17 protein-coding genes are annotated in these 24,435 nt (G+C 46.2%); 12 read left to right on the plus strand and 5 right to left on the minus strand.

All coding sequences use genetic code 11. The annotated features are described in order from the left end of the window. The first annotated feature begins 13 nt into the window (after positions 1-13). Both DW182_RS11140 and DW182_RS11145 read left to right on the plus strand, forming a co-directional pair. Positions 14-2,362, plus strand: coding sequence for a BamA/TamA family outer membrane protein (locus DW182_RS11140; protein ID WP_118295567.1), 2,349 nt, complete (start codon positions 14-16; stop codon positions 2,360-2,362). A 126-nt stretch (positions 2,363-2,488) separates the two neighbouring features. Continuing rightward, the gene (locus tag DW182_RS11145; protein ID WP_118295568.1) at positions 2,489-3,400 is read left to right on the plus strand and encodes a nucleotidyltransferase; all 912 of its coding nucleotides are present in this window, start codon (positions 2,489-2,491) and stop codon (positions 3,398-3,400) included. A gap of 242 nt (positions 3,401-3,642) precedes the next feature. On the opposite strand, the gene DW182_RS11150 is transcribed toward DW182_RS11145, so the two are convergent. After that, positions 3,643-4,116 carry a S24/S26 family peptidase gene (locus tag DW182_RS11150; protein WP_118295569.1) on the minus strand — a complete coding sequence of 158 codons (474 nt, stop codon included), beginning with the start codon at positions 4,114-4,116 and terminating at the stop codon, positions 3,643-3,645. A 447-nt stretch (positions 4,117-4,563) separates the two neighbouring features. On the opposite strand from DW182_RS11150, the gene DW182_RS11160 reads away from it, so the two are divergent. Continuing rightward, positions 4,564-6,921 carry a family 43 glycosylhydrolase gene (locus DW182_RS11160; RefSeq protein ID WP_199678581.1) on the plus strand — a complete coding sequence of 786 codons (2,358 nt, stop codon included), beginning with the start codon at positions 4,564-4,566 and terminating at the stop codon, positions 6,919-6,921. A gap of 163 nt (positions 6,922-7,084) precedes the next feature. On the opposite strand, the gene DW182_RS11165 is transcribed toward DW182_RS11160, so the two are convergent. After that, positions 7,085-7,930, minus strand: a complete 846-nt coding sequence (locus tag DW182_RS11165) for an AraC family transcriptional regulator (RefSeq protein ID WP_118295570.1) — start codon at positions 7,928-7,930, stop codon at positions 7,085-7,087. A 222-nt stretch (positions 7,931-8,152) separates the two neighbouring features. Here DW182_RS11165 and DW182_RS11170 point away from each other — a divergent pair, with 222 nt between their 5' ends. The 9 genes from DW182_RS11170 (at position 8,153) to rodA (ending at position 21,472) form a co-directional block, all read left to right on the plus strand. Continuing rightward, positions 8,153-9,652, plus strand: coding sequence for an ATP-binding protein (locus DW182_RS11170; RefSeq protein ID WP_118295571.1), 1,500 nt, complete (start codon positions 8,153-8,155; stop codon positions 9,650-9,652). A gap of 105 nt (positions 9,653-9,757) precedes the next feature. Next, entirely contained in the window at positions 9,758-11,719 is a 1,962-nt protein-coding gene (locus DW182_RS11175; RefSeq protein WP_118295572.1) for an ABC-F family ATP-binding cassette domain-containing protein, read from the plus strand. A 70-nt stretch (positions 11,720-11,789) separates the two neighbouring features. Next, positions 11,790-13,826, plus strand: a complete 2,037-nt coding sequence (locus DW182_RS11180; RefSeq protein WP_118295647.1) for a M13 family metallopeptidase — start codon at positions 11,790-11,792, stop codon at positions 13,824-13,826. 264 nt (positions 13,827-14,090) lie between these two features. Next, on the plus strand, positions 14,091-15,614 hold the full coding sequence (gene purH, locus DW182_RS11185; RefSeq protein WP_117707949.1) for a bifunctional phosphoribosylaminoimidazolecarboxamide formyltransferase/IMP cyclohydrolase: 1,524 nt from the start codon (positions 14,091-14,093) through the stop codon (positions 15,612-15,614). A gap of 92 nt (positions 15,615-15,706) precedes the next feature. Beyond that, the gene (locus tag DW182_RS11190) at positions 15,707-16,729 is read left to right on the plus strand and encodes a rod shape-determining protein (protein WP_007667579.1); all 1,023 of its coding nucleotides are present in this window, start codon (positions 15,707-15,709) and stop codon (positions 16,727-16,729) included. A gap of 9 nt (positions 16,730-16,738) precedes the next feature. Next, positions 16,739-17,581 (plus strand): rod shape-determining protein MreC, encoded by an 843-nt coding sequence (gene mreC / locus DW182_RS11195; RefSeq protein WP_007667578.1) that lies wholly within the window; start codon positions 16,739-16,741, stop codon positions 17,579-17,581. A gap of 76 nt (positions 17,582-17,657) precedes the next feature. Continuing rightward, the gene (gene mreD, locus DW182_RS11200) at positions 17,658-18,158 is read left to right on the plus strand and encodes a rod shape-determining protein MreD (protein WP_007667576.1); all 501 of its coding nucleotides are present in this window, start codon (positions 17,658-17,660) and stop codon (positions 18,156-18,158) included. Between the two features lies 1 nt (position 18,159). Continuing rightward, positions 18,160-20,025, plus strand: coding sequence for a penicillin-binding protein 2 (gene mrdA, locus DW182_RS11205; RefSeq protein ID WP_007667574.1), 1,866 nt, complete (start codon positions 18,160-18,162; stop codon positions 20,023-20,025). Then, positions 20,006-21,472 (plus strand): rod shape-determining protein RodA, encoded by a 1,467-nt coding sequence (rodA, locus tag DW182_RS11210; RefSeq protein ID WP_117707946.1) that lies wholly within the window; start codon positions 20,006-20,008, stop codon positions 21,470-21,472. Before mrdA ends, rodA begins: the two co-directional genes overlap by 20 nt. Here the strand turns inward: rodA and DW182_RS11215 are convergent. From DW182_RS11215 to DW182_RS11225, 3 genes are read right to left on the minus strand one after another with little or no spacing between them, the layout of a single operon-like run. Next, on the minus strand, positions 21,461-21,946 hold the full coding sequence (locus DW182_RS11215) for a gliding motility lipoprotein GldH (RefSeq protein WP_115502037.1): 486 nt from the start codon (positions 21,944-21,946) through the stop codon (positions 21,461-21,463). The genes rodA and DW182_RS11215 overlap by 12 nt on opposite strands. Then, positions 21,924-23,261, minus strand: coding sequence for a regulatory iron-sulfur-containing complex subunit RicT (locus DW182_RS11220; protein ID WP_115502036.1), 1,338 nt, complete (start codon positions 23,259-23,261; stop codon positions 21,924-21,926). Before DW182_RS11220 ends, DW182_RS11215 begins: the two co-directional genes overlap by 23 nt. Positions 23,262-23,302: 41 nt before the next feature. Further along, on the minus strand, positions 23,303-24,421 hold the full coding sequence (locus DW182_RS11225; protein WP_117707944.1) for a DNA polymerase III subunit delta': 1,119 nt from the start codon (positions 24,419-24,421) through the stop codon (positions 23,303-23,305). Between the last annotated feature and the right edge of the window lie 14 nt (positions 24,422-24,435).

A 24,435-nucleotide genomic window follows, 5' to 3' on the forward strand; every position in this document is an offset into this window, starting at 1 on the left:
TAAACTCTAAAAAATGAAGAAACTTTTATATACTCTCATAGCTTTTCTGCTTCTGGCAGCCTGCTCCACTACCAAGCACTTGCCCGAAGGCGAAGTGCTTTACACCGGTCAGAAGCCGATGATAGTGGAAAATCGCTCCGTAACCCCGGTCGGTGAAACGGCGATGGAGGAAGTAGAGGCGGCTCTTGCTAAAGCCCCTAATAACTCTTTGTTAGGTAGCTCCCAGTATCGTATTCCTTTTCCGATTGGATTGTGGATATACAATGGTTTCGCAAAGTATAATCATGGCTTTGGAAAGTGGATATTCAATCGCTTTGCGGCTACTCCTGTATTTATATCTTCTGTCAATCCGGACGTTCGTCAGAAAGTGGCAACGAATATCCTGCACGATTACGGTTACTTTAACGGTACGGTAAGTTATCAAACTTTTGTGAATCCTAAAGACAGCCTGAAAGCCAAGCTGCAATATACCGTTGATATGCGTAATCCATATTTCATCGATACCGTCTATTATCGCGGCTTCAATGATACCACTATGCGCATCATTAATCTGGGGCGTCGCCGTTCCCTCATCAGCCCGGGCGAACAGTTTAATGTTACCGACCTCGATGGTGAACGTACCCGTATCAGTGGCTTGCTGCGTAATATGGGGTATTATTATTTCCGTCCCGACTATCTTACTTATCAGGCAGACACAACGCTTGTTCCCGGTGGGCATGTCAGTTTGCGTATGATCCCGGTTCCTGGTATGCCTAAAGATGCTGAACGTCCTTTCTTTGTGGGAAATACAAACTTTTACCTTCATGGTCCGCAAGGGCAGGTGCCGAATGACAGTCTTTATTACAAGAACTTCTGGATACACTATTACAATAAACTGAAAATACGTCCCAATATGCTTTACCGCTGGTTGCATTATCAGGGATATCAGAGGAAGCGGCAGGAGTTGGATAAGGGAGGTATGCGTCGCCGTCCGGATAAACTGTACAGCCAGTATCGTCAGACCCGTATTCAGGAACGTCTGGCAAGTGTGGGCATCTTCCGGTATTTGGAAATGCAGTATACTCCCCGTGATACAGCACTTGTCTCAGATACTCTTGATGTGAATATACGTGCCATGCTGGATAAACCTTATGATGCTGAGTTTGACTTCAACGTTACCATGAAGAGTAACAACCAGACAGGTCCTGGTGCTGCTTTTACCGTAACGAAGAATAACGTCTTCGGCGGTGGCGAAACCTGGAATGTGAAGGTAAACGGCTCCTATGAGTGGCAGACGGGTAAGAATAGCAGTTCGCTGATGAACAGTTATGAGTTGGGGCTATCTTCCGCACTCACCTTTCCACGCATTGTTTTCCCTCGTATGGGAGATAAGGAGTATGACTTTCCCGCTTCTACTACCTTTCGCGTCTATATAGATCAGATGAACCGTGCCAAGTATTACAAGATGCTTGCCTTCGGCGGCAATGTTACCTATGACTTTCAGCCTGTACCTACGCGGAAGCATAGCATTACGCCTTTCCAATTGACGTTCAATGTACTTCGTAACCCTACGGCAGCTTTCGAGGAGATACAAGCTCAGAATCCTGCCCTCTACGTCAGTCTTCGTAATCAGTTTATTCCCAAGATGGAATATACTTATACTTTCGATAATGCCTCTGTACGCGGCAAGCGCAATCCTATCTGGTGGCAGACGACAGTTGGTTCTGCCGGTAACCTGACTTCCTTGATTTACAAGGCATTCGGACAGTCGTTCGGCAAGCAAGACAAGAAATTGTTGGGTGTACCTTTTGCACAGTTTTTGAAGCTAAATTCAGAGTTTCGCTATCATTACCAGATAGACAAGAACCAGATGATTGCTTCCCGTATTGCAGGAGGAGTTATTTGGTCTTATGGAAATGCGACGACTGCACCTTATACCGAACAGTTCTATATAGGTGGTGCTAACAGTATCCGTGCTTATTCCGCACGTAGCATTGGTCCCGGTGGCTACCCGCCCGATAAAGAGAAAAAGTATTCTTATATCAACCATGTGGGGGATATCCGTATGGAAGCAAATGTGGAATACCGTTTTCGAATTCTCGGTGATCTGCACGGAGCTATTTTCCTTGATGCAGGTAATGTCTGGCTGATGCGTAAAGATGTGGACCGTCCCAATGGACAGTTGACGTTGAAGAATTTCCCGAAACAGATTGCTTTGGGCACAGGTGCCGGTTTGCGCTACGATCTGGACTTCCTTGTATTCCGGCTGGATTGGGGTGTGGCGCTGCATGATCCGTATGAAACAGGAAAGAAGGGATATTATAATATACCGAAATTCAAGGACGGTATGGCATGGCATTTTGCTATCGGTTATCCATTCTAACAATAAGAATTGTACAATAGGACTAAAATATGAACCAATTGTCTACCTTTCTTGACTTTATTTTTTGTAATTTTGCCCTCGTTATCAAAACAAGGATACACTAACCTTTTTAAATAATAACTAAGTATGAAACCAACTTTATTCTTATTGGCAGCCGGAATGGGCAGCCGTTACGGTGGCTTGAAGCAATTGGACGGACTGGGTCCGAATGGCGAAACTATTATGGACTATTCAATTTATGACGCCATCAATGCCGGATTTGGTAAGCTCGTTTTCGTAATCCGTAAGGATTTTGAGAAAGACTTCCGTGATAAAATTATTTCAAAATATGAAGGTCATATCCCGTGCGAACTGGTGTTCCAGTCTATCGACGATCTGCCCGAAGGCTTCGCTTGCCCCGAAGGTCGTACGAAACCTTGGGGAACCAACCATGCCGTAATGATGGGGGCGGATGTCATTCAGGAACCGTTTGCTGTTATCAATTGCGACGACTTCTATGGTCGCGACTCTTTCCAGGTAATGGGTAAATTCCTTTCTGCACTGCCCGAAGGTTCAAAGAATGTATATTCAATGGTAGGTTTCCGCATTGGTAATACACTGAGCGATAGCGGTACTGTATCTCGCGGTCTTTGCGGTACGGATGCCAACAACCTGCTGACTTCTGTTGTGGAACGCACTAAGATCCAGCGTATGGATGGCGAAGTGAAATACATTGACGATAATGGTGAATGGGCAGCTACTCCCGAAACTACTCCGGTAAGTATGAACTTCTGGGGCTTTACTCCCGATTACTTCGCATATAGTTTCGATTTCTTCAAGAGCTTCCTGAGCGATCCGAAGAATATGGAGAACCTGAAAAGTGAATTCTTCATTCCGTTGATGGTAGATAAATTGATTCAGGACGGTGTCGCTACATGCGAAGTCCTTGATACTACAAGCAAATGGTTTGGCGTGACTTATCCTGAAGATCGCCAAAGCGTTGTAGATAAAATCCAGGCTTTAGTGGATGCAGGTGAATACCCTGCCAAGCTGTTCTAAGTCCGGGAACTTTGCGAAAGCAAATTTGGAATTAGAAATAGAAGGGAGTTATCGTAAGATGGTTCCCTTTTTTAATTTCACGGCAATGCATCTTTTAAAGTTGTATCGTTGCTTCGCAAGCCTCGGCTACTGCCGGATGATGTGTGATGAAGATGAATGTCTTGCTTGTGCAGTCTCTGCGCAGTTTTTTTATTAATTGTCGTTCCGTTTCTTTCTCCGTTCTAGATTTTCATTGTTCGTACTTATTGGGTTGCTACTCTTCTGATTCTTCTGAATATCGCCAGTAGCCATCGCCTTACAGGGGTTAGTTTCAGCCACCAGAAAGAATATCGCTGCCAGGCACGGCCATTGCACGGATATTCTTTTTCTTTACGGATGGCGGCAATCATTATTCCCATGACATCGTCTACGTTCGTTTGTTCGGTTATCCGTATATTACCATCGCCCTGTAGTGTTAGCTCTTTGCCGTTGCGGTGGATGATGCGGTGGAAAATGATACGTCCGTTCATATCTCTGGCGAGTACGACTGTATTCAGTTGCAGATCGTTATCGGTAAAAGGACCTAAAACAATACGGTCGCGACGGTCCACAAGAAACGGATTCATACTGTTGCCTCTGACTGTCAAGGCTACGGTATGTCCTTCGCTGATGAGGCGTGCTACTTCGGGTAACAGTACCTCGTTGGGGATGATTCTTTTTCGTTCGTTATCTATCATAATAATGAATTAGTTACAAGTTACAAGCTACAAGTTACGAGTGCCTTTCGGTTCATAGCACAGCCACTTGTAGCTTGTAGCTTTAAAACAAACTTCCGCTGCCTCCCTGTCCGGCAAGCATTTCAGAAAGTATACCGGAATATGGGCAGCAAGATATTTCACTGTCTCGATGACACTATTATTCAATTCCCTCACTTCCTTCAGACTAGAGCACGACGGCAATGGCGATGCGAATGCCCGTGTCGGACTCTTTCCCGTTACGCTTTCCTTTCATAATCTATAATATTTGATGTACCGGTGTAAAGGTAGAGGAATTCTTCTGATTGGACAACTGAATTTTACACAATATTACAGGTTTCGGTTCATTTCTCCAGTCTTTTCCGTTTCGGTATGTTCCGGGGATGCTATATCTTTGTAGGCAATGAAATCATTAATCTTGAATAAACCATGAAAACTGTACTTATCTGGTTGGCTTTGTGTTTCGGCACCCTGATGACCACCTGTGCCAATGAAACGGCTTACCTTTTTTCCTATTTCATCAATGACAGCAGAGACGGATTGCATCTGGCTTATAGTTACGATGGCCTGAATTGGACCGCCCTAAACGGTGGCAAGTCATACCTGACCCCTGCCGTAGGTAAAGATAAGCTGATGCGTGATCCGAGTATCTGTCAGGCACCTGACGGTACTTTCCACATGGTCTGGACTTCCAGTTGGACCGACCGGATTATTGGCTATGCTTCTTCCCGCGACCTGATTCATTGGAGCGAGCAGCGAGCCATCCCCGTCATGATGCACGAACCGACTGCCCACAATTGCTGGGCGCCCGAACTTTTCTACGATGAACCATCGCAGACGTATTATATATTCTGGGCAACTACCATCCCCGGTCGTCATAAGGAAGTGGCAACTAGTGAGAGTGAGAAAGGGTTGAACCATCGTATGTACTACGTAACCACGAAAGATTTCCAGACCTTCTCGAAGACCAAAATGTTTTTCAATCCCGATTTTAGCGTCATTGATGCTGCCATCGTGAAAGACCCGAAGAACGAGGACCTGATTATGGTGGTGAAGAATGAGAACTCCAATCCTCCGGAGAAGAATCTCCGCATTACCCGTACCAGAAATCTGGCGAAAGGATTCCCCACTAAAGTTTCCCCTTCTATTACCGGAAACTACTGGGCGGAAGGACCTGCCCCCTTGTTTGTGGGTGATACACTCTATGTTTATTTCGATAAATACCGCGATCACCGTTACGGTGCAGTCCGTTCACTGGATCATGGCGAGACTTGGGAAGATGTGTCCGATCTGGTTTCATTCCCCCGTGGCATCCGTCATGGGACGGCTTTGGCTGTGGATGCCTCCGTTGTGGAAACTTTGATAGCAAACCGTAATTATAATCCTTTGATTCCTGATAATCTGGCTGACCCTTCACTTTCTAAGTTTGGCGATACCTACTACCTCTATGCCACCACTGACCTGGACTATGGTCTCGGGCGTGCCGGAACGCCAGTAGTGTGGAAGTCGAAAGATTTTGTGAACTGGAGCTTTGAAGGCTCGCATATCCAGGGCTTCGACTGGGCGAAAGGCTATGATTGGGTGAATGATAAAGGGGAGAAGAAAACTGGTTATTTCCGTTATTGGGCTCCCGGAAAGGTGATTGAGCAGAATGGTACTTACTACCTCTATGTCACCTTTGTGAAACCGGATGAGCAGATGGGTACGTATGTCATGATAGCTGATCGTCCGGACGGTCCTTTCCGTTTTGCTGAAGGTAACGGGCTTTTTGCTCCGGGAATGGAAGGTATGGATAGCCCGTTTATCGTAAATGATATTGACGGAGAACCTTTTATTGATGACGATGGCAATGGTTACCTCTTCTGGCGTCGTCGGCTGGCTGCCCGCCTTTCTGCAGACAGGCTTCATATAGAAGGTGAGCCGCTGGCTATGCAGACTGCCCGTCAGGGATATTCCGAGGGTCCGTTGATGTTTAAGCGGAAAGGTATCTATTATTATGTATATACGTTGAGTGGAAATCAGAACTACGTCAATGCTTATATGATGAGCCGTGAATCTCCGCTTAGCGGTTTCGTCAAGCCGGAAGGTAATGATATCTTCCTCTTCTCCGCTACCGAAAATCAGGTTTGGGGACCCGGTCACGGGAATATCTTTTATGACGAAAAGACGGATGAGTACATTTTTCTCTATTTGGAATATGGCGACGGTGGAACTACCCGTCAGGTATATGCTAATCGGATGGAATTTAATGAAGATGGAACCATCAAGACCTTAGTGCCCGATATGCGTGGCGTAGGCTATCTGTCCGCCCCTCAGGAGACACGCCGGAACCTGGCGTTACAGGCTGACTTCCGGGCTTCCAGTGAGAAAGCTCCCCGTACGGCGGTGGTAGACATTGAGACACAACCGAATGATCCTTTGCCTGAGAAAGCCTCGGTGAAGAAATATACCCGTACACATACCTATCAGGCTGCCCATGTAGGCGATGAATCGAACGGAACCCGTTGGATGGCTGCCGTCACGGATAGCAGTCCGTACATTACGGTGGATTTGAAAGAGATGCGTAACGTTGGCGAATGCCAGTTCTATTTCACCAAGCCCACAGAAGGGCATACGTGGCGACTGGAGAAATCCGTTGATGGCAAGCATTGGCAGGCGTGTGCCGAAGAAAATAAACTTCAGGCACGGTCTCCCCATGTGACTAAAGGTATTGGTGAGGCGCGTTATCTCCGCCTGCATATCCTGCGGGGAGATGCGGGGTTGTGGGAATGGAATATATATGAGTAAGAGTCTATATCGAGCGATTCGGCATGTCGGGGAGTGGCTAATCGGTGGCGGATAGCGAGTTGCGGATAAACCACATCAATGGCTATCAGGAAAGTGAGCAGAGTCAGCAGTAACTTTTTTATGACGCAAACATAGGGATTTTTATCAAATTTCTGTATCCCCGCTATCTCATCGAGTTCCGAAACATCTGTGGCGTCACCCCCGTATGTTTCTTAAAGAATTTATTGAAGAAAGCCGCATTATTGAATCCCAGACTCAGCGCAATATCCTTCACCGACGTATTTTCTGTGCGCAGTTGTGTCTTGGCATCCATGATGAGCGTCTTATTGATAATCTCCATCACCGTATGTCCCGATTCTTTCTTGACAAGTCGGCAGAGGGCGGACGTTTGTATATTCATTTTCTTGGCATAATACGCCACCTGATGCTCCCGGACATACTCCTCATGTACCATCCGGATAAAAATCCGGTACTGCTGGAAATGCCTGCTACCCGGTGTTTCTATCAGCTTCGCTTGTTCCGGACAAAGCTCGGACACTCCCTGTAACATCAAGCTTAGGAACGACTGAGACACAGCTTCACTCAATTTCTCACCAACCTCTTTATAAAGGTGCGACAGAAACGTAAACATTTCCGTGTACAGTGTGGAAGCCACTTTTGATAACGGGAAAACATAGTGCTTACCGATGACATAGAACTTATCCATCATATTCTTACCCATCCCCGCGTTCTGGATCAGTTGCTGTGAAAACATGACAGTATGTATCTCCAGATCATCCGACGCAGCCAGCAGCTGGATGAAAGATTCCGGCGGAAGCGCTATTAACTCATTCGCCCGAATCCGGTATTCGGTATGGTTGATGATTGCTTTTAGGGAACCCCTGCTGCAGAGGGCAAAAATACCTCCTTCTGTCTTATAGGATTTCTCCAATAAAGGTTCCAGCTCATTAACTGTGACACACTTGTAAGCTGTGAAGCCTGCATGTATATTGAATTTACTTATGCTCATCTTTTTCCATTTAGGTATGCAAAATTGAAAGATATCGGTATATAATCAACAGAAATAACCGTTAAATTCGCTTCTTTATCTCTTTCCGTCCCGTTAAAAGATGTAAAGGTGTAAACGATGGAATATATCTGTGTCGAAATAGAATGTTGATTTCTTCCGTTTTGTTTGTCATCTCCCTGTTTATGCCCGAACTTTGTCCCCTTACACGATAAAAATAACCTTATGAACCCCGATATACCTCAGGAAGTACGGATTGTGAACGCCATTGCTGAACAATTGTTCGATGTATGGCCCGTCAGCATTGTTATGATTGATCTTGAAGACCGCATCTGGCGTGTGAACAAGCAGATGGGCGATGAACTTCAACTGGATGCGGATGTTATTGGAAAGCCCGTTGTCAATATGTTGGAGGTAGTGCAGGATAAAGAAAGCGTTCTGCCCCGTTACCTGCAGGATTTGCACGAAGGCCGTCGGCGCGTCATCCACCTGTCTTCCAATTGCTTTATATTAGAACCGAAAAGACGCATCAGTTTCCTGATACAAGGCGCTTTGGTAGGCATATATGAAGAAGAACGACTGGCAAGAATCGTACTCTATTACCGAAACGTGCTGGAAGAAAGCACCCAAAAACACCTGTTGAACATTGCTTTGAGTCGCACGCAGATATTCCAATGGTCATACGATATGGAGCGTAATCTTATGATTATCGACCCCCGTTACTTCGAATACCTGGGCATTCCCACGCGAGATTACACCCTTACTCCCGAAGAGTTCGCTTACCTGATGCATCCTGATGACCGCCAGTCGGTGTTTGACGCCTTGTCACTGCAACTGGATGGCAATCTGTATGAAGCCCCCGTCGAATACCGCCTTCGCCGTGATGACGGCAGTTGGGAGTGGTTCGAAGCCCAGTCCACCTATGTCGGGCAGTTGAAAGAAACCCCTTTCCGCATCGTCGGCATTTGCATGAGCACCCAGAAATATAAAGATACCGAAGAACGGCTGAACGAAGCCCTGCGTACAGCTCGGCGCAGTGACGAACTGAAGAGTGTCTTCCTTGCCAATATGAGCCACGAAATACGCACGCCACTCAATGCCATCGTAGGTTTTTCCTCTCTGCTGGCCTCTGGTGAATCGGACTTGACCAAAGAAGATATCATAGAATTTACCTCTCTGATCGAAAAGAACAGCCGGCTGCTGATGGTCTTGATTTCCGACATCCTGGATCTTTCCAAGATAGAATCGAACACCATGGAGTTCAACTTTTACAATGTCTCCCTCCACCGGGTACTGAACGAGATAGGCAGTGCGCAAAGGATGAATATGCACGAAGGAGTGGAGTTGTTGTTGGATCTCCCCGGACAGGAGGTTACCATTTATACTGATCCCGCTCGGTTGAACCAGGTTATAAACAATCTGGTGAACAATGCGATTAAGTTCACCTCCGAAGGAAATATCCGTATCGGATACCGACCTGGGCCTATTGCCTCCGAATGTGTGAGGATATTTGTGGAAGATACCGGAACAGGCATGTCAAAAGAAGTGCTCGGACATATTTTCGATCGTTTTTACAAAGGAGATGCCTTCAAACAAGGTACAGGGCTGGGGCTGTCCATCTGCCGGACAATCGTCAAACGTTTCGAAGGCAAGATCGAAGTGGTGTCCACACCCGGGAAGGGTACGTGCTTTACAATCACCTTGCCCCTGAAAATAGAAGGATAAAGTGCTCTTTTTATGCAGAATTGATACAATAATATACGCTTCCGATGTCATATCCCACTGGAAATCGCTACCTTTGCAGCCTTGAACGATAAATTCATTGACACTATGATATCAGTAGAAGGACTGAAGGTGGAATTTAATGCAACCCCTCTGTTCGAAGACGTCTCTTACGTAATCAACAAAAAAGACCGCATCGCCCTGGTGGGCAAGAATGGTGCGGGTAAGTCTACCATGCTCAAGATATTGGCCGGACTACAGCAACCTACTTCCGGTGTCGTCGCCATTCCCCGCGAATGTACTATCGGTTACCTGCCACAGGTGATGATTCTCAGTGATAAGCGTACTGTGATGCAAGAGGCGGAACTTGCCTTCGAACACATCTTCGAAATGCAGGCGGACATCGAACGCATGAACCGGCAACTTGCCGAACGCACTGATTATGACAGCGAAGATTATCACAAACTTATCGACCGTTTCACCCACGAGAATGAACGTTTCCTGATGATGGGGGGCACTAACTTCCGTGCTGAAATAGAACGGACCTTGCAAGGTTTAGGTTTCAGTCGTGAAGACTTCGACCGCTCCACTAGTGAGTTCTCCGGTGGTTGGCGTATGCGTATTGAGCTTGCCAAACTCCTGCTTCGCCGTCCCGATGTGCTGTTGCTTGACGAGCCTACCAATCATCTGGATATAGAGAGTATCCAATGGCTTGAAAACTTCCTTTCCACACGTGCCAATGCCGTGGTATTGGTGAGTCACGACCGTGCATTCCTCAATAATGTCACCACGCGCACCATTGAAATCACTTGCGGACAGATCTACGACTACAAAGTGAAGTATGATGAATTCGTCGTACTGCGGAAGGAACGTCGCGAACAGCAACTTCGTGCTTATGAGAATCAGCAAAAACAGATAGAAGATACCGAAGCCTTCATCGAACGCTTCCGCTATAAAGCCACGAAAGCCGTGCAAGTGCAGAGCCGCATCAAGCAACTGGAAAAGATAGAACGCATTGAAGTAGACGAAGAAGACAACTCGGCATTGCGCTTGAAGTTTGCTTGCAGCAGCCGTAGCGGAAGTTACCCCGTCATCTGTGAGGATATTCGGAAAGCCTATGGCGACCATGTCATCTTCCACGATGTAAACCTGACCATAAACCGTGGTGAGAAAGTGGCGTTCGTAGGTAAGAACGGTGAAGGTAAATCCACTCTGGTAAAATGTATCATGGGAGAAATCACCGACTATACCGGTAAACTCACCCTTGGTCATAATGTACAGATCGGTTACTTCGCCCAGAACCAGGCACAACTCCTGGATGAAAGCCTGACGGTATTCGATACCATCGACCGCGTAGCCGTAGGCGATATCCGCTTGAAGATACGTGACATCCTCGGCGCTTTCATGTTCGGCGGCGAAGCTTCTGATAAGAAGGTGAAAGTGTTGTCCGGTGGAGAGCGTACCCGCCTCGCAATGATCAAGCTCCTGCTGGAACCCGTGAATTTCCTGATATTGGACGAACCGACCAACCACCTCGATATGCGTTCGAAGGATGTACTGAAAGATGCCATCCGCGAATTTGACGGTACAGTCATTTTAGTAAGCCACGACCGTGATTTCCTGGACGGACTTGCGACTAAAGTATATGAGTTCGGTGGCGGAGTTGTGAAAGAACACCTCGGTGGCATCTACGACTTCCTGCAAAAGAAGCAGATAGAAAGTCTGAACGAATTGCAGAAAGCACCCGCACTTTCTACTTCACCCTCCGGTGGTAAAGAGAATACGGATACCACCACTCGGCCGTCCGGCGCCAAGCTTTCCTACGAGGAACAGAAGGAACTGAACAAGAAGCTCAAAAAAATGGAACGTCGCGTTGCCGATTGTGAATCGGAGATAGAGCAGACCGAATCCGCCATCGCCATCCTTGAAGCCCGCATGGCAACTCCCGAGGGGGCTTCGGATATGACCCTCTACGAGCAGCATCAGAAACTGAAGCTACAACTCGACTCTGTGATGGAAGAGTGGGATGCCGTCTCTACCGAGCTGGAAGAAGCCAAGCGAGAACAATAAAACGATACGGTGAATGCCTTCTCCTTATCACTTTATCACGCTATCACTTTATAACATTATTTTATATCTTATGAAAGTAACTCATTATTTACCTTTAGCTGCAGCTTGCCTTATGATGGTGGGATGTGGTGCGGGCAAGCAGAAAGCTGAAATGACAGCCGGTATTCAGCTTGCCAATCTTGACACAACTGCCCTTCCGGGGAGTAGTTTCTATCAGTACGCCTGTGGCGGTTGGATTGAAAACCATCCACTTTCACCTGAGTATTCACAGTACGGTTCTTTTACAGAACTTGCCGAGAATAATCGTAAGCAGATACAAGGTTTGATCGAAGAACTGGCTGCCACTCAGCACGAAGCAGGCAGTGTAGCACAAAAGGTAGGCGACCTCTACAAGATTGTTATGGACAGCGTGAAGCTGAACAAGGAAGGTGTTGCTCCTATCAAAGCCGACCTGGAACAAATTGCTTCCCTGAAAGATAAAGAAGCTGTTTATGCTTTGCTCGCCGATCTGCGCAAACAGGGCATCGGTGCTTACCTCGGCCTTTATGTGGCTGCTGACGAAATGAACAGTAACGAGAACGCCGTGCAGCTTTACCAAAGCGGCTTGAGTATGGGCGAACGCGATTACTATCTGGCTACTGATTCTTCTACTACCGCTATCCGTGATGCCTTCCGTACTCATGTACAGAAAATGTATCAGTTGGCCGGCTTTGATGAGGCTATTGCCAAGAAGGGTGTGGAAGTGGTTATGGACGTGGAAACACGCCTTGCCAAAGCTTTCCGTTCCCGTACCGAACTGCGTGACCCGCATGCCAACTACAATAAGATGAGCATGGAAGAGGTGAAGAAGAATTATCCTACTTTCAACTGGGACGCTTACCTTTCAGGTCTTGGCCTGACAGATGTGAAGGAGATCATTGTCGGCCAACCCGCTTCGGTTGCTGAAGCTGCCAACATCCTGAATACCTTACCCGTCGATCAGCAAGCTCTTTATCTGCAATGGAAACTGATTGATTCAGCTGCCGGTTATTTGAATGATGAGATGGCTCAACAGAATTTCGACTTCTACGAACGTACCATGTCCGGAACGCAGGAAATGCAACCCCGTTGGAAGACTGCCGTTTCTGTGGTAAGTTCCGCACTGGGTGAAGCCGTAGGACAGATGTATGTAGAGAAATACTTCCCTGCTGCTGCCAAGGAACGTATGATATCTTTGGTGAAGAACCTTCAGACCAGCTTGGGCGAACGCATCAACAACCTTGCCTGGATGAGCGACGAAACCAAGAAGAAAGCACAGGAGAAACTGGCCACTTTCCACGTGAAGATCGGTTATCCTGATAAATGGAAAGACTACTCTACCTTGGAGATCAAAGACGATTCATATTGGAACAACATCAAACGTGCCAATCTTTGGGGATATGCCGAAATGGTTGCCAAAGCCGGTAAACCGGTGGACAAAGACGAGTGGTTGATGACTCCGCAAACCGTAAACGCTTATTACAACCCGACAACGAACGAAATCTGTTTCCCTGCCGGTATCCTGCAATATCCATTCTTCGATATGAATGCTGACGACGCCTTCAATTACGGTGCAATCGGTGTTGTAATCGGTCATGAGATGACACACGGCTTCGACGACCAGGGGCGTCAGTACGACAAAGACGGTAATCTGAAAGATTGGTGGACGGAAGAAGATGCCAAGAACTTCGAGAAACGTGCCGATGTAATGGTTGCTTTCTTTGACAGCATCGAAGTTGCACCGGGGGTACATGCCAACGGTCGTATGACACTGGGTGAGAACATTGCCGACCACGGAGGTTTGCAAGTATCTTACCAGGCATTCAAGAAGGCTACCGCTGCCGCTCCGCTGGAAGTAAAGGACGGTTTCACTCCCGAACAGCGTTTCTTCCTGGCTTATGCCAATGTTTGGGCTAACAATACTCGTCCCGAAGCCATCCTGCAATTGACGAAGATTGACGTGCACTCTTTGGGCAAATGGCGTGTAGACGCTGCATTGCCGCACATTGCAGCATGGTATGAGGCATTCGGCATTACAGAGAAAGATCCGATGTACGTACCGGTGGCAGAACGTGTCTCTATTTGGTAAGTCTTGCCATCGCTTTGGCACAGTTGTGCCATAAGTATGGCATAGTCTTGCCAAGGTGATGGCAAAACTGTGCCAAGACCGTGGCACAACTCTGGCACAGTGGAGTGGTTACTTCTCCGTTTAGCAAAAAAGAAAGAGAAAGGCAGTAAATCCTAAATAGGATTGCTGCCTTTTTTAATTATACCTAATTTATTGTGTTTGAGTATGTGTGCAAATAAACATTTTTAGTACCTTTGCACATCAAATACTTATATACGCAATTCCATGTCTGAAACAAAAAGAATTAAAACCGCTTTAGTATCGGTTTATCATAAGGAAGGTTTGGATGAAATCATCACCAAACTGCATGAAGAAGGAGTTGAGTTTCTGTCAACAGGCGGAACTCGTCAGTTTATAGAATCACTGGGTTATCCCTGTAAAGCAGTGGAAGACTTGACCACGTATCCCTCTATTCTGGGTGGACGTGTGAAGACCCTGCATCCGAAAGTGTTCGGTGGTATTCTCTGCCGTCGCGGACTGGAACAGGATATGCAACAGATAGAAAAATATGAAATTCCCGAAATAGACCTCGTTATCGTCGATTTGTATCCGTTTGAAGCTACCGTAGCTTCTGGTGCCGACGAGCCGACTATCATCGAGAAAATAGATATAGGCGGTATCTCACTGATCCGCGCTGCTGCCAAGAATTACAATGATGTGGTTATCATTGCTTCTCAGGCACAATACCAGCCGTTCCGCGATATGCTGATGGAACATGGAGCTACCACTTCGCTGGAAGAACGTCGTTGGTTTGCCAAAGAGGCGTTTTCCGTTTCTTCCCATTACGATTCAGCCATCTTCAACTACTTCGATGGCGAAGAAGGTTCTGCATTTCGTTGCTCTGCCAATAATCAGAAAACTTTGCGTTATGGCGAGAACCCGCACCAGAAGGGTTACTTCTACGGAAATCTGGAAGCTATGTTCGACCAGATTCACGGAAAGGAAATCTCTTACAACAACTTGCTCGATATCAACGCGGCAGTTGACCTGATCGATGAATTTGAAGAGACAACATTTGCTGTATTGAAGCATAACAATGCTTGCGGTCTGGCTTCACGCCCCACGGTGCTCGAAGCATGGAACGATGCATTGGCTGGTGACCCGGTTTCCGCTTTCGGTGGTGTGCTCATCACAAACGGAGTGGTTGATAAGGAGGCTGCTGAGGAAATCAATAAAATCTTCTTTGAAGTAATTATTGCCCCTGATTACGATGTAGACGCATTGGAAATCCTGGGACAGAAGAAGAATCGCATTATTCTGGTTCGCAAGCCTGCCTCACTGCCTAAGAAGCAGTTCCGTTCTCTTCTGAATGGTGTGTTGGTACAGGACCGCGACCTAAACATCGAGAAGCCTGAAAATTTGAAAACTGCAACCACGAAAGTACCTACTGCACAGGAAATAGAGGACATGCTCTTTGCTAACAAGATTGTGAAGAACAGTAAGTCTAACGCTATCGTACTGGCTAAAGGCAAGCAACTGCTGGCAAGCGGTGTGGGACAGACTTCACGTGTGGATGCTTTGAAGCAGGCCATCGAAAAAGCCAAGAACTTCGGCTTCGACCTGAAAGGTGCCGTGATGGCATCTGACGCTTTCTTCCCCTTCCCTGACTGTGTGGAGATTGCCGGAAATGAAGGTGTGACCGCAGTTATTCAACCGGGTGGCTCCATTAAGGATCAGCTTTCGTTCGACTATTGCAACGAACATGGCATCGCGATGGTGATTACGGGAATCCGCCATTTCAAACACTAATATTAATGATGAATGAAGAACTAAGAATGAAGAATCGCTGTCAAGTGGAATTCTTATTCTCAATTCTTCATTCTTAATTCTACATTTAGAATATGGGATTATTCTCTTTTACGCAAGAAATAGCGATGGACCTTGGTACTGCCAATACCATTATTACAACCAATGGTAAGATTGTGGTGGATGAGCCCTCGGTGGTAGCTCTCGACCGTCGCACCGATAAGATGATTGCCGTGGGTGATAAGGCAAAGATGATGCACGAAAAGACCCACGAAAACATACGTACCATCCGTCCGCTTCGCGACGGTGTAATTGCCGACTTCTATGCTTGCGAGCAGATGATACGCGGTTTGATAAAGATGGTGAATAATCGCAACCGTCTGTTTTCTCCTTCACTCCGTATGGTTATCGGTGTCCCCTCAGGTAGTACTGAAGTGGAACTGCGTGCCGTGCGCGACTCTGCCGAACATGCCGGTGGACGTGATGTCTACCTGATTTTTGAACCCATGGCTGCCGCTATCGGTATCGGTATCGATGTAGAAGCTCCGGAAGGAAACATGATTGTGGATATAGGTGGTGGTTCTACGGAAATTGCCGTTATCTCCTTGGGTGGTATCGTAGCCAACAACTCCATCCGCATTGCGGGTGATGACTTGACTGCTGATATTCAGGAGTATATGAGCCGTCAACACAATGTGAAGGTCAGCGAGCGTATGGCCGAGCGTATTAAAATCAATGTAGGTGCTGCCTTGACCGAACTGGGTGAGGATGCTCCGGAAGATTATATCGTTCATGGTCCGAACCGTATCACGGCTCTGCCTATGGAAGTGCCTGTATGCTATCAGGAAGTAGCGCACTGTCTGGAGAAATCAATTTCAAAGATTGAAACAGCTATCTTGAATGCATTGGAAAATACACCTCCCGAATTGTATGCCGATATCGTGCACAACGGTATTTATCTGGCAGGTGGTGGTGCATTGCTCCGTGGACTCGATAAGCGTTTGACTGATAAGATAAACATTCCGTTCCACATTGCCGAAGATCCCCTGCACGCTGTTGCCAAAGGTACGGGTGTGGCGCTGAAGAATGTGGATCGTTTCTCATTCTTGATGCGGTAATAAAGGCATATGCGAAATTTACTGAACTTTCTTATTAAATACAACTACTGGTTCCTCTTTCTACTGTTAGAGGCAGCCAGTTTTGTTTTATTGTTCCGCTTCAATTACTATCAGCAGAGTGTGTTTTTCACATCGGCCAATAGTGTGGCGGGGAAAGTTTACGATGTTTCGGGAACTATAACTTCTTATTTCCATCTGAAATCTGTCAATGAGGACTTGCTCGACCGTAATATGTGGCTGGAGCAACGAGTGGCATTCCTGGAGAAAACATTGAATAATAAAGGAATGGACTCTGTGCGGCTCTATAGTCTGGAACGGCTTGAACCGGAAGAATACCAAATATTCAAGGCGAATGTCATCAAAAACAGTTTGAACCGGGTGGATAACTATATTACACTTGATGAAGGCTCGTCTGCAGGCATCCGTCCGGAAATGGGTGTGGTGGATGCTAATGGAGTAGTGGGCATTGTCTATAAAACTTCTCCGCATTACTCTACCGTTATTCCGTTGCTGAACAGTAAATCGAGTATCAGTTGCAAGATTGTAGGCAGCGAGTATTTTGGTTATTTGAAGTGGGAATATGGAGATTCTCGCTTTGCATATCTGAAGGACTTACCTCGCCATGCAGAGTTCAACTTGGGTGATACGGTGGTGACAAGTGGCTATTCCACAGTATTTCCGGCAGGAGTCATGGTGGGAACGGTGGATGATATGTCCGATTCTCACGACGGTCTCTCTTATCTGTTGAAGATAAAACTGGCTACGGATTTCGGTAAGGTGAGCAATGTGCGGGTAATTGCCCGTACCGGACAAGAGGAGCAGAAAGCGCTGGAGAAGGAAGAGGAGAAGTGATGGAGTGATAAGGTGATAGGAGTGATAAATGATAGGGGAGTAACCTCAATCGTAAATTGTAAAATTGTAAATCAAATTGGTTCTCAATTATCTGCATAAAATAGGTTGGTTTATCGGTTTGGTACTATTGCAGGTACTGATATTGAATAATGTGCATATTGCCGGATATGCCACTCCTTTTCTATATATCTATCTCATACTGAAATTCGAGTCGGAAACGCCGCGGAATGCTTTGATGCTGTGGGCGTTTTTCCTAGGATTGACGGTGGATATCTTCTCGGATACACCGGGTATGAATGCTGCGGCTACGGTGGCTCTGGCTTTCTTACGCCCTACTTTCCTACGTCTGTTTGTACCGCGGGATACGCTTGAAAATATAGTTCCTTCGGTTAAGTCGATGGGGATTGTTCCTTTCCTGAAGTATTTGATTGTTAGCGTTTTTATTCATCATGCAATATTACTTACCATAGAGTTCTTTTCGTTCGCCCATATCGGAACGTTGCTGCTGAGAATTGTGGCAAGTGCGTTGCTGACTGTAACCTGTATCATGGCTATAGAAGGAGTGAAGAAGAAGTAAGATGGCAAAAGATTATACACTCGAAAAGCGGAAATTAGTGATAGGTGGGGTAGCAATTGTGATTGTTATCATTTATATCATGCGTCTTTTTGTGTTGCAGATCATGACTGATACTTACAAGAAGAACGCAGATAGTAACGCTTTCCTCAATAAAATCCAGTATCCTTCACGCGGTGCGATTTATGACCGTAATGGAAAGTTGCTGGTGTTCAATCAACCTGCTTATGACATCACATTCGTGCCGCGAGAGGTGACGGAACTGGATACTCTCGATTTTTGCCGCACACTGAATATTACGAAAGAGCAGTTGCTGAAGCGAATGAAAGATGTGAAGAACCGTTGGATGAATCCCGGTTATTCCAGATATACGCATCAAGTGTTTATGACGCAACTCTCAGCGGAAGAGTGCGGTGTATTCCAGGAAAAGCTTTTCAAATTTCCGGGTTTTTATATTCAGAGGCGTACTATCCGGCAATATACCTATAATGCTGCCGGGCATGCTTTGGGGGATATCGGTGAAGTTTCAATGAGAGATATTGAGGCTGATGATTATTATATCCGTGGTGATTATGTAGGTAAGCAAGGTATAGAAAAGTCATACGAGAAATACCTGCGTGGTGAAAAGGGGGTAGAGGTTTTGCTTCGTGATGCGCACGGGCGTATTCAGGGGCATTATATGGATGGTAAACTGGATCGGCCATCGATACCGGGAAAGAACCTGAAATTGGGATTGGATATTGATTTGCAGATGTTGGGTGAGCGTCTGATGAAGAATAAAATCGGTGCTATTGTGGCTATTGAGCCGGAAACGGGGGAGATTTTATGTCTGGTATCGGCACCTAATTTTGATCCGCATCTGATGATCGGACGTCAGCGTGGGAAAAACCATAATATGTTGCAGAAAGATAAACAGAAGCCGTTGTTGAACCGTGCGATTATGGGTGTTTATCCTCCGGGATCTACTTTCAAAACAGCCCAGGCGTTGACATTCTTACAAGAAGGTATCATACAGCCGTCCACATCGTTTCCCTGTTCTCATGGATTTATTTATGGAGGCCTGCGTGTGGGATGTCACGGACATGGATCTCCACTTCCGTTGATACCGGCAATTGCCACTTCGTGTAATGCTTATTTCTGTTGGGGGCTTTATCGCATGTTTGGTGATAAGAAATACGGTTCGCCGCAGAATGCACTTACTGTATGGAAAGATCACATGGTTTCTCAAGGATTTGGTTATAAGCTGGGAACGGATTTGCCGGGTGAGAAACGCGGATTTATTCCAAATGCAGGTGTTTATGATAAGGCCTATCGTGGATCATGGAATGGATTGACGGTAATCAGTATTTCTATCGGTCAGGGTGAAGTTTTAAGTACACCTTTGCAAATGGCAAATTTAGCAGCTACCATTGCCAATCGTGGTTATTTTGTGACTCCGCATATCGTGAAGGATATTCAGGATGCAGAATTGGATAGTACCTACCGGGAACGTCGTTACACTTCTATTGACCGCTCTTATTATGAAGAAATTGTAGAAGGTATGCGGGCTGCCGTTACGGGAGTTACCGGAAGTGCTACTTGCCGTATAGCCGGGGCGATCCTGCCGGGTGTAGAAGTCTGTGGAAAGACAGGTACGGCACAGAACCGCGGACATGACCACTCTGCATTTATAGGTTTTGCCCCGATGGACAAGCCGAAGATCGCTATTGCTGTTTATGTGGAGAATGGTGGTTGGGGGGCAACCTACGGAGTACCTTATGGTGCTTTAATGATGGAACAGTATTTGAATGGAAAACTTTCGCCTGCCAGTGAGGAAAGAGCGGAAGAAATGAGTAATCGTGTGATAATGTATGGTGACGAGGAGAGATAGTATATGGAAATCACTGGATTGGGTAACAATCTGTGTTTACTTGATTCTGATTGCATTCGGTTGGTTCAGCGTTTGCGGGGCAAGCTATGATTATGGTGACCGCGACTTCTGGGATTTCTCCACTCGTGCAGGCAAACAATTGGTTTGGATCATCTGCTCTTTCGGATTAGGGTTTGTGCTGTTGATGCTTGAAGATGATATTTATGATATGTTTGCCTATCTGATTTATATAGCACTTGCCATATTACTTGTGGTTACTATCTTTATAGCTCCTGATACGAAGGGATCGAGGTCGTGGCTGGTTATGGGGCCAGTAAGTTTGCAGCCGGCGGAGTTTGCCAAGTTTGCTACGGCACTGGCGTTGGCCAAGTATATGAATTCCTATTCGTTCACCATGAAGAACTGGAAGAATATCTGGATGATGGTTTTTCTTATTCTGTTCCCGATGATGCTTATTATCTTGCAGCGAGAGACTGGATCCGCATTGGTATATACTGCTTTCTTTTTGGTTCTGTATCGGGAGGGGATGCCGGGTGTGGTTCTGTTTTCCGGGTTGTGTGCAGTAGTTTACTTTGTGGTAGGCATTCGTTTTGATCAGGTGTTTATTGCCGATACGCCGACGCCGATAGGAGAGTTTGCCGTACTCTCGATGGTCTTGCTGTCTGCAGCAGGAATGGTATGGGTTTATAAAAAGAAATGGGAACCGGTACGTAATATATTGTTAGTTACCATTGGAGTGTTGTTAATCGCTTATTTTATATCGGAATATGTGACTCCGTTTAATTTGGTTTGGGTGCAATGGGGACTGTGTATGCTGGTAGTTGGGTATCTTATTTTCCTTTCGTTAAGTGAACGTCATCTTAGTTATTTTTTGATAGGTATGTTTGCTATCGGTTCTATCGGTTTCTTATATTCCAGTGATTACTTCTTTAATAAAGTATTGGAGCCTCACCAGCAGATACGTATCAAGGTGGTATTAGGCATGGAAGAAGATTTGGCTGGTGCCGGATACAATGTCAACCAGTCGAAGATAGCTATCGGTTCCGGTGGTTTGACAGGGAAAGGATTCCTGAACGGTACTCAGACTAAGCTGAAATATGTACCCGAACAAGATACAGATTTCATTTTCTGTACGGTAGGTGAAGAAGAAGGATTTATAGGTTCTACTGCCGTGCTACTCTTATTCCTTATATTAATACTCCGTCTGATTGCTGTGGCGGAGCGGCAACCGTCTACTTTTGGTCGAGTCTATGGGTACTCGGTCGTTAGTATATTCCTGTTCCACTTATTTATTAATGTAGGTATGGTGTTGGGATTGACACCTGTGATTGGTATTCCGTTGCCATTCTTTAGTTATGGCGGTTCTTCGCTTTGGGGATTCACTATCTTGCTGTTCATCTTTCTGCGGATTGATGCAGGACGCAAAAAGAGACTGTCAGCGTTTTAATTTGATTCCTACATCGTTGATGCCGGGAAGAACTTCGTCCGGTAGAAGGTGTATAATTTTGAAGCGGTATTCCCCGGCTTTTCCAATACGAACGAAGCCTGCTGGGAGAGTTGATTGATATAACCCGCCCCAGCCATCTCCTAACCAAATACCTGCATTGTCAGCAAGTCGCAGTTCCAATGTATCCCGCTTGATATTTAGGGCTTCCGGACTGTCGTAGTAGATGAGTAAGGGCAGATTCTGATAAGGATAATTGTTCCGGTTTCTCACTTCTACGGATACATTGTAGAGTGTAGCGGAGTCTGTAACCGAAACATTGAAGAATAGTGTGTCATTCCGCTGCCAACCTTCTGTTGGCAGGGATTGAAAAGAATGATATACAGTCTGTTCATCGCAGGCTGTGTGGAAGCCTGCGATGAACAGTAGTATTAAACTCTTCAGGAGAGATGTTTTATTCTTGAGCAGGTTTTTCATTTCCGGCTGGTTTCTCTCCTTGTGGTCTGGGTGGATTGTTGGGGCGCTTGGGTTTGTTACGCCTGGGTTGCTCTCCCCGTCGCTGATCGCCTTGTGGTTTGGGCTGATCACCTTGCGGTCTGGGCTCACCTTGTGGGCGTGGTCTGGATTGTTGATCTCCGGATTGATTCGGATTTCCTTTTTTCTTTTTCTTGCGGTTGTTATTACCGCCGTTTCCATTTCCGCCACCGTTATTTTCTCCACCGTTTTTACCTTTACGGCTGCGGTCAAAGCGGGTTAAGCTTTCCTGTTCCAACAAATCTATCGGCTTCTTGGGTTCCACTTGGCGTGCTTCTTCTATAAGACTTTCTGGCTTAGTACCCCGTTTGTTCATACCGATGATTTCAAAAGCACGCTTACCACTGATTGTTACCAGATTGGCAGGAATGTTCTTGTCGGTAGAGTAGGTTATCTGATTGCTCAGAATATCTGCCTTAAAGAAATAGAAAGTACCGTCTTTGGTTTCCAACTCGATCTCCCTGGAAGGAAGACGCTTCTGAGCTTCCACATAGCAGTCCACTTCATAGTTGAGACAGCATTTCAGTTTGGCACATTGTCCTGCCAGTTTTTGCGGATTGAGAGAAATATCCTGATAACGGGCGGCGCTTGTGGATACTGACACGAAGGAAGTCATCCAGGTGGCACAGCAGAGCTCGCGTCCACAAGGACCGATGCCACCGATTCGTCCGGCCTCCTGGCGTGCACCAATCTGCTTCATTTCAATACGGACATGGAAAGCATCTGCTAATACCTTGATCAGCTGGCGGAAGTCTACACGTTCGTCGGCAATATAATAGAAAATAGCTTTGTTGCCGTCTCCCTGATATTCCACATCACCGATTTTCATGTTGAGATTCAGGTTGAGGGCAATCTGCCGGGCACGTATCATGGTGTCATGCTCGCGTCCCTTGGCTTCATTATATTTGTCCATATCTACCTGCTTGGCTTTGCGATAGATGCGCTTGATATCAGCCTCAGACTTGATGTTAGCTTTTCGCATTTGCAGCGGAACAAGGCGTCCGGTTAGGGTCACTACACCGATGTCATGTCCAGGCGTTGCTTCTACGGCCACGATGTCGCCCTTTTCAAGAGGTATATGGTTGCTATTGCGGAAATATCCTTTGCGGGTATTCTTGAACTGAACTTCTACCAGGTCGCTTTCTTCTCCGTTTCCGGGAATGTCGGCCAGCCAGTCGTAAGTATTCAGCTGCTTGTCTTGCCTGCCGCAACTTTTGCAGCAGAGACTTCCGCTTCCGTTATGTAGTTTAAAATCCATTTTTTTATTTATGATTGAGATTACTACTATATATCTGATTTCTACTGTTTCAATAGAACTATCATTTTCAATGAAAAATCAAAAAAGACCATCCTTGCATTTACATTTTGTTCAATATGTATCTGCGCCTCGCTCAATTCATCCATCATTCCCATTACATTCCGTTCGTTGATAAAAGGGGCGAAGCGGGTGGCAAAGTTTTGTTCGGGCAAAGTCATGTAACTCATCTCTTTGCAATGCAGGTTATAGATGAAATTCTCGCGTATCATACGCTGGGCGTATGTCAGGAAGTTCTTCTGTCGTTCGCGTCCCATGCCTGCCAGTTGCTCACTCCATTGCTTCATTTCACGTATCTTCCGTTGATAGGAAAGACGCATGAGGCTGACAAAGAGTTCAAAGAACAGTTCGTTTTCTTCGTTCAGGTGAATGGTTTCCAATGCTTTGATAAAGTCACCGTTGGCAAGATGCGCCAAGGTGAAACTATCATTAGGACGTACACCGTATTTCTGTTGCAAGGCGTTGGCAATATCCGTTTCTTCTATTTTACGGATGTTGAAACGTTGCGTACGGCTCAGGATTGTCGGCAGTATCATGTCCGGAGTTTCGGATATCAATAAGAATACTGTCTTTTCGGGAGGTTCTTCCAAAAGCTTCAATAACTTATTGGCACAAACTACGTGCATTTTCTCCGGTAGCCAGACGATAGTAACTTTGTAGCCACCTTCGCTCGATTTCAGACTGAGTTTACGTACTATCTCGTCACTCTCCTTTGCATAGATGATGGCTTGTCCGTTTTCAGCATCCATCTCATTTAGCCAGTGGTTGAGACTGAAATAAGGGCTGTTCAGCACCAGGTGGCGCCAGTCAGCTATGTAATCGTCGCACACTTCTTTCTTTCCTTTTTTTACGATGGGAAAGACGAAGTGTACATCCGGATGTACCAGCTTATTCCACTTTATGCAGGAGGGACAAGTGCCACAGGCGTCTGTATCTGTACGGTTCGGGCAACAGATGTAACGGGCATAAGCCATTGCCAACGGAAGTTTTCCCACTCCCGATGGACCGCAGAAGAGCTGAGCATGAGGAATACGTCCCTCTTGCACTTCCTGCCGGAGTCGCTGTTTGGCTGCTTCTTGTCCTATTACCTCTTTGAAAAACACGATATTATATATGG

The sequence above is a fragment of the Bacteroides sp. AM16-24 genome (assembly GCF_003471885.1).
Lineage (GTDB): Bacteria > Bacteroidota > Bacteroidia > Bacteroidales > Bacteroidaceae > Bacteroides.

Excerpts from the sequence above, each read along its gene's own strand:
- DW182_RS11140 (WP_118295567.1), top strand. The coding sequence starts at position 14 with ATGAAGAAACTTTTATATACTCTCATAGCTTTTCTGCTTCTGGCAGCC.
- DW182_RS11145 (WP_118295568.1), top strand. The coding sequence starts at position 2,489 with ATGAAACCAACTTTATTCTTATTGGCAGCCGGAATGGGCAGCCGTTAC.
- DW182_RS11150 (WP_118295569.1), bottom strand. The coding sequence starts at position 4,116 with ATGATAGATAACGAACGAAAAAGAATCATCCCCAACGAGGTACTGTTA.
- DW182_RS11160 (WP_199678581.1), top strand. The coding sequence starts at position 4,564 with ATGAAAACTGTACTTATCTGGTTGGCTTTGTGTTTCGGCACCCTGATG.
- DW182_RS11165 (WP_118295570.1), bottom strand. The coding sequence starts at position 7,930 with ATGAGCATAAGTAAATTCAATATACATGCAGGCTTCACAGCTTACAAG.
- DW182_RS11170 (WP_118295571.1), top strand. The coding sequence starts at position 8,153 with ATGAACCCCGATATACCTCAGGAAGTACGGATTGTGAACGCCATTGCT.
- DW182_RS11175 (WP_118295572.1), top strand. The coding sequence starts at position 9,758 with ATGATATCAGTAGAAGGACTGAAGGTGGAATTTAATGCAACCCCTCTG.
- DW182_RS11180 (WP_118295647.1), top strand. The coding sequence starts at position 11,790 with ATGAAAGTAACTCATTATTTACCTTTAGCTGCAGCTTGCCTTATGATG.
- purH (WP_117707949.1), top strand. The coding sequence starts at position 14,091 with ATGTCTGAAACAAAAAGAATTAAAACCGCTTTAGTATCGGTTTATCAT.
- DW182_RS11190 (WP_007667579.1), top strand. The coding sequence starts at position 15,707 with ATGGGATTATTCTCTTTTACGCAAGAAATAGCGATGGACCTTGGTACT.
- mreC (WP_007667578.1), top strand. The coding sequence starts at position 16,739 with ATGCGAAATTTACTGAACTTTCTTATTAAATACAACTACTGGTTCCTC.
- mrdA (WP_007667574.1), top strand. The coding sequence starts at position 18,160 with ATGGCAAAAGATTATACACTCGAAAAGCGGAAATTAGTGATAGGTGGG.
- rodA (WP_117707946.1), top strand. The coding sequence starts at position 20,006 with ATGGTGACGAGGAGAGATAGTATATGGAAATCACTGGATTGGGTAACA.
- DW182_RS11215 (WP_115502037.1), bottom strand. The coding sequence starts at position 21,946 with ATGAAAAACCTGCTCAAGAATAAAACATCTCTCCTGAAGAGTTTAATA.
- DW182_RS11220 (WP_115502036.1), bottom strand. The coding sequence starts at position 23,261 with ATGGATTTTAAACTACATAACGGAAGCGGAAGTCTCTGCTGCAAAAGT.